The following is a 10,835-nucleotide window of genomic DNA, read 5'->3' on the forward strand; positions in this document are numbered from 1 at the left end:
CGAAACACTGTCCCCTGTGGGAGCGAGCTTGCTCGCGAAGACGTATTCCGCCACACCGATAACCTTTCTGACGCGCCTCCGATTGGTCACCTGATCTTTCCGAATATTGGCCGTTTGAATGCGCCACCCTGCGGACTACTGTGATTGCACTCCCAACCCTCACAGGTAGCCTGCCATGAAAGCCCTGCCCTTCTTCGCCGCCGCCCTCGCCCTGAGCCTTTGCACCTCGGCCGCTTTCGCTCACGATCCCTCGGAAAAAGTCACGGTCCTGCAAGACCAGATGCTGAAAAACGCCCCGGGCAAAAAAGCCATGATGATCGAGGTCGACTACAAACCCGGCCAGTCTTCCATTGCCCACAAACACGACGGCACCGCCATGGCTTACGTGCTCGAAGGTGAAGTGATTTCCCAGGTCAAAGGTGAACAGGCGATCACCTACAAGAAAGGCCAGTTCTGGTACGAGCCCGCCGGCTCCGAACATCTGGTGTCAAAAAATGCCAGCAAAAGCAAACCTGCCAAGTTGCTGGTGTTCTTGGTGCTGTCCCCGGATGAACAGGTGTTGATCCCGCTGAAAAACTGATGGCTGTTTAATCAGCCATAAATAAACGGGCGCAAATCGACGATTAGCGCCTTTTTATTTCCCTGCGCAATTAGCCGCTACGGGTTAAAGCCAATCAAACTATTGCTCTGGTTTTATTACAGCAAATTGTCAGCTTGGCGGGTTTAGTCTGAATTAACTGTCGTCGCCGACGGCATTTCAAACTTTCCGACTGATGTTGTTTCACGGGAGAAACACCATGAAACTTGCGTTCACCAGTGTACTGGCGATATCGGTTTTGGCTCTGTCCGCCTGTTCGGTACCCACCGCGCCGCAAGCCGTTTCCTCACTGGATACCCTGCTCCCCCATCCCACCGGCCGCAGCAGCGCCGCGCAAGTGAAAAGCGGTCCCGGCGTGTCCTTGGGCGTGATCTACAGCCCAAGCACCCAGACCAACCGCGAATACCTGCGCGACTATCAGGCCAACGCTGGCACCGGTTTTGGCCAGAGCCTGCTGGTGCAACCGATCCATGACGCCTACGTCGCCAGCTCGAAACCAGACATGGCGGTGGAATGGGTCAACGCATCCTTGCAACGCCAGTTCGGCTCGGTGACGGTGTATCCGAATATGCAAAGCCTGCGTGCGGCCAGGCCGGATGTGGTAGCAATCGTCGACACCCACAGTCAGTTGATCACTTCGCGCAGTTCCGATATCAAGGCCGATGTCAGTGCCGACTTTTATGATGCGCAGTTGAACTATATCGGTACGGCGAAAGGTTCCGAGGCGAGAGAGTTGACGCCAGTATGGGCGGACTTCAAGCGGTCGGAAGAGATAGTTGCCGATATTAATCAGCAGCAGGATGTGCAAGTTCGGGCGCTGCAGAAGTTTGACCAGTCGCTCAACAATTTAGTCGCGCGGCCTGCGGATAAAGTGTCGATGCTTGATAGTAAACAAGGTCAGAAGTTGTATTGACAGTAAGGGCCTCTTCGCGAGCAAGCTCGCTCCCACAGGGGAACGCACTCCAAATGTGGGAGCGAGCCTGCTCGCGATGGCGCCGCAACAGGCACCAGAAACCCCTCAGACATAAAAAAGCCCCAGCATCTCTCGACGCCGGGGCTTTCTCATTCAAGCACTACTTACGCCAGTTCAAGCTCGGCATTCGCAGCAACAGCAGGCACTACCGCCTGCCCACTCAACGCCAGATCCAGCAGTTCCCGGTTGGCCACGGCATACATGGCGTAGTCCGTACCGCTCGCCGCACGGATTTCCACCAACATGGCGCGCCAGCGCGAGATCATGCTTTCGTGCTGTTCCATCCACAGCGCCAGGCGTGCTTCCACATCCAGCGTGCCGTCGCCCTGTTGCAGGACGGAGATGGTGATCGCACGTTGCTGCCAGTCGACATCGTCACGGAACGCTTCACGAGCCAGGGCTTGCCAGTTGTTTTCAACCGGCAGCGCGCTGATCTGTTGCAGGTACCAGGTGATGTCCAGCGCACTGCCCACAGCGAAGTAGGCCTTGGCCACTTCAGCAGGGTTCTGGCCAGTCACGTCGGAGGCTTCGATGATCGGCAGCAGCGTGTACAGGTGCGAGGTGCCCGCGACCATACGCGCCAGCAATTCCGGTACACCGGCTTCGACGTAAGCCTGATAACGCGCCTGCCAGTTTTCACGGATTTCGCCGCTCAGCAGTTCGTCGAGCTTCAGACCCAGCTCTTTCAGGTGCGGACCGAAGTGCGCGACGTCACGGGCAGCGTTCTGCTCGTTGCGACGGGCACGCAGGAACCAGCGCGTAGCGCGACGGCCCAGACGCATCAGTTCGTCCATCAGTTCCAACTGAACGTCAGCGCTGACTTGGTAGTCCAGCGCTTCGATCTGACGGAACCAGTGCGGGAGGTGGAAAATGTCGCGCACGATCACGTAAGCGCCAGCGACGTTCGCCGGGCTCATGCCGGTCGACTCTTTGAGTCGTTGAACGAAGGTGATGCCCATGTGGTTGACCAGGTCGTTGGCGATCTGGGTGCTGACGATTTCGCGCTTCAGACGGTGACGACGCATGGCTTCGGAGAACTTGCTGACCAGGGTCGGCGGGAACGCCGTTTCCATGTCGCGGGTCAGGTAATCGTCGTCCGGAACCAGCGAGCCCAACAGCTGCTCTTTGAGGTCGATCTTGCTGTAGGAGATCAGCACCGACAGCTCAGGACGGGTCAGACCGTGGCCTTCAGCAATACGCTCGGCCAGTTGCTCTTCGGTCGGCAGGAACTCGATGGCACGGTCCAGCTTGCCACGGCCTTCCAGATCGCCCATCAGACGCTTGTACTCAGCGATGCGCGCATAGGCACGGCGCGCCGCCAGGGACAGGGCCTGAGTCTGCTTGTAGTTGTTGCCCAGCACCAGATTACCGACTTCGTCGGTCATGCTCGCCAGCAACTGATTGCGTTGCTTGTCGGTCATGTCACCGGCCTGAACCACTTCGTTCAGCAGGATCTTGATGTTCACTTCGTGGTCGGAGCAGTCCACGCCACCGGCGTTGTCGATGAAGTCGGTGTTGGAACCGCCGCCATTCAGACCGAACTCCACACGACCCAGTTGGGTCATGCCGAGGTTACCGCCCTCGCCAACGACTTTGCAGCGCAGTTCGTTACCGTTCACGCGCAGCGCGTCGTTGGCCTTGTCGCCGACATCGGCGTGGCTTTCGGTGCTGGCCTTGACGTAAGTACCGATACCGCCGTTCCACAGCAGATCCACCGGCGCCTTGAGCAAGGCGTTCAGCAGTTCGGTCGGGGTCAGCTTGTCAGCCTTGATGTCGAAGCGTTCCTGCATTTGCGGAGAGATCGCGATGCTCTTCGCGCTGCGCGAGAAGATACCGCCACCTTCGGACATGATGCTGGTGTCGTAGTCGGTCCAGGCCGAACGCGGCAGGTCGAACATGCGCTGACGCTCGACGAAGCTGGTCGCCGGATTCGGGTTCGGGTCGATGAAGATGTGCATGTGGTTGAAGGCCGCGACCAGTTGCAGCTTGTCCGACATCAACAGGCCGTTACCGAACACGTCACCGGCCATGTCGCCGACGCCCACTACGGTGATGCTGTCTTCCTGAACATTGATGCCGCGCTCGCGGAAGTGGCGTTGTACGCCGACCCACGCGCCTTTGGCGGTAATGCCCATTTTCTTGTGGTCGTAACCGGCCGAACCACCGGACGCAAACGCGTCACCCAGCCAGAAGCCGTAATCGATGGCGATGCCGTTGGCGATGTCGGAGAAGGTTGCAGTGCCCTTGTCCGCTGCGACCACCAGGTACGGGTCGTCATCGTCGTGGCGAACCACGTTCAATGGCGGTACCAGCGCGCCGTCTTTCAGGTTGTCGGTGATGTCCAACAGACCGGAAATGAAGATGCGATAGCAGGCGATGCCCTCGGCTGCGATCTCGTCACGGCTGCCGCCCAGTGGCAGGCGACGCGGCAGGAAGCCGCCCTTCGCGCCCACTGGCACGATGACCGAGTTCTTCACTTGCTGGGCTTTTACCAGGCCGAGGACTTCAGTACGGAAGTCTTCTTCACGGTCGGACCAGCGCAGACCACCACGGGCGACGTTACCGAAGCGCAGGTGCACGCCTTCAACGCGTGGCGAGTAAACGAAAATTTCGAACTTCGGCACTGGCTTCGGCAGTTCAGGGATCGCGTGCGGGTTGAACTTGAAGCTGAAGTACGACTTGTTCTGGCCGTTGGCGTCAGTCTGATAGAAGTTGGTCCGCAGGGTGGCTTTGATCAGGTCGAGGTAACGACGCAGGATGCGGTCTTCGTTGAGCACCTGGACGTCGTCCAGTGCGGTCAGAATCGCTTGTTCCAGACGCAGTTGCTTGTCTTCCAGATCGTCGTCGCTGAGTTTGCGCGCCAGATAGAAGCGGGTCTTGAACAACCGGGTCAGCTCGCGAGCGATGTCGGTGTGGTTGTTCAGGGTGCTGGCGATATAACCGAGGTCGAAGCCCAGACGAATCTGCTTCAGGTAACGCGCGTAAGCACGCAGCAGCGCTACGTCGCGCCATGGCAGGCCGGCGGTCAGTACCAGACGGTTGAACGCATCGTTTTCGGCGTCGCCGCGAACGATGTGGACGAACGCGTCCTGCAGGGTGTCGTTGAGTTGCTGAATGTCGAGGTCGAGGCCTTCAGCGGCAGTGAACGCGAAGTCGTGAATCCAGAACTCGCGGCCATTGGTGTGACGCAGACGGTACGGGAATTCACCCAGTACGCGCAGGCCGAGGTTTTCCAGAATCGGCAACACGTCGGACAGCGCCAGCGGCGTGTCGGCGTGATACAGCTTGCAATGCAGCTCGCGCTGGCCGGAGACCTGACCGAGCGGCTGGTAGAAGCTCATCACCAACGGATTTTTTTCGTTGAGGCTCAGCAGGTGCTGCATGTCGACCACGGCCGAATGCGCAGCAAAACGCTCGCGGTAGCCAGCCGGGAAGCCTTTCGGGAAGTCGGCCAGCACGTTGGTGCCGTGGGCTTCGCCGAAGCTCTCGACGGTCAGTGCGGCGTAATCGTCCTGCCAGCTGCGGCAGGCTTGAACGACTTCTTTTTCCAGCAGCACCGGGTCGATGTCGAGACGGTTTTTCGGGTCGACACGCAGGATCAACTGCACGCGCGCCAGCACGGATTCGGAGAAGAACGTCCAGAATTCGCAATCGGAAGCCTTCAGGCGCTCCATCAGCACTTGCTGGATCTTCTGACGAACTTCGGTGGAGTAGATGTCGCGCGGCACGTAGGCCAGGCAGTAGCAGAAACGCCCGTACGGGTCTTTGCGCAGGAACACGCGGATCTTGTTGCGTTCCTGGATCTGCACGATCGACATCACGGTGGTGAACAGTTCGTCGACCGGGGTCTGGAACAGGTCATCACGCGGCAGCACTTCGAGAACCTGCGCCAGTTCCTTGCCCAGGTGAGCCTTGGACTGGAAGCCGGAGCGCGTTTCGATTTCTTCGACCTTGCGGCGGATGAACGGGATGACCCGCACGCTCTCGCCATACACCGACGAGGTGTACAGGCCCATGAAACGGTGTTCCTTGATGACTTTGCCGTCAGCGTCGATTTCACGGATCGACACGTAGTCCGGGTACGCCGGACGGTGGACACGGCTCGGGTGCGCAGCCTTGGCGAATGACAGCAGAGTCGGTTCGCGCAGGTAGGCAACGGCGTAGTCTTCGATGCGCAGGTCTTCGTAGGTCAGGCCGGTGCGCAGCAGTTTGGTCAGGCCAAGGAAGGAGTTCTGGTCGTACTCGATGTGGCCGCCATCGGCCTGATCGGTGACCACGAATTCTTCGTAGCCGAGGAAGGTGAAGTGGTTGCCCACCAGCCATTCCAGGAAGCTTTTGATTTCGTTCTTTTCGTCGGCATCAACGGCGAACGCGCTGTTATCGAGCTGGGTGAGGATGTCCTGCACCTTGGCTTTCATCGGTTCGAAATCGGCGACCGCGACGCGGACTTCACCGAGAACCTGTTCCAGCTCTTTGCTCAGCACATTCAGTTCGGCCGCGTTGGCGCAGCGGTCGATTTCCAGGTACATCAGCGATTCATGCAGAACGCCTTCGCCGGTGCTGCCCTTCGGCAGGATTTCCAGCAACTCGCCCTTGCTGCCACGACGCACGCTGAGCACGGTGGTTTGCAGGGTGTGGATGCTGTAGCCGCGGCGGTTCAGTTCGGTACGAACCGAGTCGACCAGGAATGGCAGGTCATGGTGCAGGACTTCGACCGCGGTGTGGGTCGACTGCCAGCCATGACGCTCGTAATCGGGGTTGTAGACGCGCACTTGCGGTTGCGCGTGATCGAAGCGCTCAAGCAGGCGCCACGCGGAAAGAGTACAGCCAGCGAGGTCGGAGAGGCGACGTTGAGTCAGCTCGTCCAGAGAAATGATGCCGAAGAATTGTTCAGCGAACAGCGCCACTTGTGGCAGTGCCTGTTCACTGATGTGCTGCGCCAGTGCCGCTTGCAGTTGGTGCTGGAAGTCGGCTTTGCTGGCTGCGGTGAAGAACGCCATCTGTGGTACTCCGCTTAAGCTTGTTATTGATGGAAAGCGTCGCGTGCAACACCCCTTTCGGGGCTTGTGTCGCCCTGTTCCTGATTCTCGGGCAGAGGAAACAGGGAGACAGGTGGGTGAAGCTGGACGGGACACTCAGGTCACATTCACCTTCCATAGAATGAGCATCTGCAAAAGCGACTGCCAGCGGTGCCGACAATGCCTTTACGGGTGCTCATCCGTTGCGCAGCTTAAAGGGTGCGACAATGTGTCTGCTTGCGGTGCTGCGACATATTCGGTCATTGGCACGTAAACCGAGGGTTTGGCACCGGTAAACACTAGCAGTCGTGGCGGAAAACGCCGGGCTACATGCCCGTATTTACGGGACATCCGTCCCAAGTGCAGACCTTTTCCCTCTACATATCCAGAAACCAAAACGCCCAAGGCCGTTCTATCGACCTTGAGCGTGGCATCGGGTTCAGCGCGAGCGGTTGACGCGGATCAGTCCCGCCACGTAAAAAATCCTACCTTCGCGTCAGCAATTTCATCTCCAACAATAAGAAAATATCGCAGGATATTTCTACCGCAGCTCTTTTTAAATCAAAAAAACACCAAAAATAACGACCACCAAAAAGCTTTTATAAAAACTTACAACCCGACAAGAATTGTCTCACAAAACTAAAAGACCGGACCCTACAGAATATTTCTGCCAGCAGCGCTATTAATATGAGACCGAACCACGGAACAGGTTCTTTATCAGGAACAGGAGTCAGCACATGAGACAACTGGAACTTCCGACAACTGTATTTTATGGCGACGGCACATGGGAAATAATCAATCTGAACCCAGGCTCCATTCGCGGTGACATTCTAAAGAATTATCCGCTTGGTAATCCAATGCATGGATTTACACTGGCCATCGAAAGCGACTATCTCGCGCAACAACAAAACCTTGAGCACAACTTGCAAATAGAGCTCAATCTGGCAGACAGCCGACAGCCACCATTGATTGATGCAACCCCGCAAGCATGGCTCGACAGAGCAACCAACACCGTCAACGAGTTACTCTTTCAGAAGAATACGGCACTGCAACAAAAGCTGAGAGACGTGCAGACTTCTCGACAGCATGCAAAGTTGCAAGCGACTTATGATGCGATGCTGTTGAATGCGCAAATTTCCAGCCTTCAATCAAGACAAGCACAACTGTATGCCGAGATAGCCCGTCGACAGGCCGAGGCGCTTGCGCAACAACAGGCTGCCGAAGCGGCGCGACGTGCTGAAGAAGCTCAGAGACACGCGGCAGAACAAGCTCATTTGGCCGCTCTGGCGGAAGCTCAACGACAGGACGACGAAAAAAAGCGAATTGCGGCCGAAGCAGAAGCCAAACGCATTGATGACTACAAACGCGCGGTGGCTTTCGTCGCCGACGCGAACAAATACATCTTCGAGAAATATGGCGCCAATCTGCACCAGGTGGTCATGGATCTTCAAAAGGATATTTCGGGGAAGAAGATCAGAAGCTATGCGGAGGCGATGCAGACTTTCGAGACAGTGCGGACCAATCCCAATGCGCGGCTCAGTCCGCAGGATACGCGTGCGGTTGTGGACGCGCTCAATGCGCTGGATAAAGCGACCTATATGGACAGTGTCAATAAGCTCGCCAAGGGGTTTGGCGTGACCGGAAAAATCGTTCAGGCCCATTCGGTGATCGAAAAGACGGTCATTGGCTTCCGGGACGGTAACTGGAAGCCCTTGATTCTGGAGCTTGAGAGTATCGCGCTCGGCGTGGGTGCTGGCGCGGCGGTGGCGACATTGCTCGCAGTGTTCAGCCCGGGTTTCGCCGCTAGCGCAATAGGTATCGTTGCCGTTGGCGTAGCGATTGCCACAATCGCATCTCTTTTAAATGCCAATAATGTAGAAAAAATAAACGCTTTCATCTCTGACCACCTAGAAACTGCACTGAAAGATCAGCGCTAAAGTCACTGTCGGGGTCGAGCACGCCTTGCCAGACCCCGATTACCAAAGCGGCATAAACCTCGATTCCAAAGAGTGCAGTTCATGACGAGTAAAAAACCAGATCAACCTTTACCTTTGATTGCATTCGGACTGTTCGCGACGCCCATTTTTCTAATTAACCTGATCCTTCCCGCCCACCCTCAGTCCAACTTGGATATGGCGATTGATCACTTTCTGGACAATCAGCTATTCGGACTGATTGGTTTCTGGTCATCCTTATTTCCTTTCAGCTCAAAAGCGACTGCAAATTATATTGCGCTTTTTGCCCCCCTGCTCGCTGCTGTCTCAACTTTTTATGCCTTCACGGAAAAGTTCGACTCAACGCAGTTCGATCAAATGACACTTAGACGATATCTGACCTTGCTTTTCGCAGGCGTAGCTCTCTCAGCACTTTTTATCTGGTGTTTTTATTTGACATCAACAGACCTCGGAACAACCAAAGGCAAATACGGAAATTTGTTCGGACTTAATGTCTTTTTCTTTTCCGCCCACAACGTGGCCATGTCTTTATTTCCATTTCTCGTTGTACCATTTATGGTGCAACGCTGCTTGTATTACATCCCATGTCGCATTCTAAAAAGGTGGTGGAACTCTAGAGAAAAAGCGTGAAGCAATAGCAGCAAAAACTTTTTTAGGGTGGCAAAATTACATTTTGTCCGCGCCAACTAGGAATACCCCGATGCAAATGACCACCGCCCTACTGATCGTCAACCCGTGCGATGACGAAGAAGACAACATGGCCATGCTCTGCTGCCACAGCGACAAGGGCGACATGTTCCTGATGAGCCGCTATCCGGATGAGGATGAGCTGGAGATCACCCTGGATGGCGAGCCTTCGACGCTCGACGGCGTAAAAATTACTTTGACCTCGACGCTGCTGAAGATCGAGATTGCGGCGGCGGATGCTGATGCGTTGAATGGGGATGATGTACTGGAGATCAGCTTTAACCCGGATATGGTGGATATGGATGAGGTTGTCGAGACCTTGACGAATATCCTCGACGGGACTGGCACCTTCATTAACGAAGTTTGATGGTTTCTGAATAGGCCTCTTCGCGAGCAAGCTCGCTCCCACATTTGAACTGCGTGTACACCGTCAATGTGGGAGCGAGCTTGCTCGCGAAGGGACCCTGAAGAACACAGCCCCTCCCCCGGCACTACAAAAACCCAACAATTCCCCCAGTCATTTCCCGCACTTTGCGCAAAATGCCGTTAGTCGCCACCCCCCGCGATGGATTAAAGTAACGCCCCCAGCCCCGGCGTTATCCGAACGCGCGTGGCCACCCCTTTCCAGGAACAGTCACCGATGGAACATCGTGAAGCGCTGCTGGCGCTGCGAACCTTTCTTTCAACGCAGATTCTCGGCCAGGAAAAACTCATCGAGCGTTTGCTCATCGCCCTGCTCGCCGACGGCCACATGCTGGTCGAGGGCGCTCCGGGTCTGGCCAAAACCAAAGCGATCAAAGAACTCGCCGAGGGCATCGAAGCCCAGTTCCATCGCATTCAGTTCACCCCTGACCTGCTGCCGGCCGACATCACCGGCACCGAGATCTATCGCCCGGAAACCGGCAGTTTCGTGTTCCAGCAAGGGCCGATCTTCCACAACCTGGTGCTGGCGGACGAAATCAACCGCGCCCCGGCCAAGGTGCAATCGGCGCTGCTCGAAGCCATGGCCGAGCGTCAGGTCAGTGTCGGCCGCAGCACTTACGAGCTGTCGCCGCTGTTTCTGGTGATGGCCACGCAGAACCCGATCGAGCAGGAAGGCACGTATCCGCTGCCGGAGGCCCAGCTCGATCGTTTCCTGATGCACGTAAAAATCGGTTTCCCGGACGCCGCCGTCGAGCGCCGCATCCTCCAGCAGGCCCGTGGCGAAGCGTTGAACGGCGAAACAAAACCCGAGCGCCGCGTCAGCCAGCAGGCAATCTTCGCCGCGCGCAAGGAAATCCTCGGTCTGTACATGGCCGACGCCGTGGAGGAATACCTCGTGCAACTGGTCATGGCCACGCGCAACCCGGCCAAGTTCGACCCGGAAATGGCCGAGTGGATCGCTTACGGCGCCAGCCCGCGCGGTTCGATTGCCCTCGACCGCTGCGCCCGCGCTCATGCCTGGCTGGCCGGTCGCGACTTCGTCAGCCCGGAAGACATTCAGGCGGTGCTGTTCGATGTGTTGCGTCACCGCATCATTTTGTCGTTTGAAGCCGAAGCCGCCGGCATCGATCAGGATCGGGTGGTGCAGCGGATTCTCGACGTCGTAGCCGTCGCTTGACCCC

The 10,835-nt window shown here is 56.9% G+C and carries 7 protein-coding genes; 6 read left to right on the top strand and 1 reads right to left on the bottom strand.

Going from position 1 to position 10,835, the window contains the following annotated elements:
* Positions 1-175: 175 nt before the first annotated feature.
* Complete coding sequence (locus tag ACOYXE_RS10235) at positions 176-580, top strand: cupin domain-containing protein (RefSeq protein WP_160057459.1); 405 nt, start codon at positions 176-178, stop codon at positions 578-580.
* 217 nt (positions 581-797) lie between these two features.
* Positions 798-1,511, top strand: a complete 714-nt coding sequence (locus tag ACOYXE_RS10240; RefSeq protein ID WP_160057458.1) for an ATPase — start codon at positions 798-800, stop codon at positions 1,509-1,511.
* Between the two features lie 164 nt (positions 1,512-1,675).
* Here the strand turns inward: ACOYXE_RS10240 and ACOYXE_RS10245 are convergent, their stop codons facing one another.
* Positions 1,676-6,571: an NAD-glutamate dehydrogenase gene (locus ACOYXE_RS10245; protein ID WP_160057457.1), complete on the bottom strand. Its 4,896-nt coding sequence runs from the start codon at positions 6,569-6,571 to the stop codon at positions 1,676-1,678.
* A gap of 755 nt (positions 6,572-7,326) precedes the next feature.
* Between ACOYXE_RS10245 and ACOYXE_RS10250 the strand changes: the two genes are divergently transcribed.
* From ACOYXE_RS10250 to ACOYXE_RS10265, 4 genes are all read left to right on the top strand, one after another.
* Positions 7,327-8,526 (top strand): colicin-like pore-forming protein, encoded by a 1,200-nt coding sequence (locus ACOYXE_RS10250; RefSeq protein WP_038369291.1) that lies wholly within the window; start codon positions 7,327-7,329, stop codon positions 8,524-8,526.
* 81 nt (positions 8,527-8,607) lie between these two features.
* The gene (locus ACOYXE_RS10255; protein ID WP_095122866.1) at positions 8,608-9,174 is read left to right on the top strand and encodes a hypothetical protein; all 567 of its coding nucleotides are present in this window, start codon (positions 8,608-8,610) and stop codon (positions 9,172-9,174) included.
* A gap of 70 nt (positions 9,175-9,244) precedes the next feature.
* Positions 9,245-9,598, top strand: coding sequence for a hypothetical protein (locus ACOYXE_RS10260; protein ID WP_160057455.1), 354 nt, complete (start codon positions 9,245-9,247; stop codon positions 9,596-9,598).
* Between the two features lie 273 nt (positions 9,599-9,871).
* Positions 9,872-10,831, top strand: a complete 960-nt coding sequence (locus ACOYXE_RS10265; RefSeq protein WP_007913915.1) for an AAA family ATPase — start codon at positions 9,872-9,874, stop codon at positions 10,829-10,831.
* Positions 10,832-10,835: the final 4 nt, after the last annotated feature.

It is taken from the genome of Pseudomonas sp. MC6, from assembly GCF_054790575.1.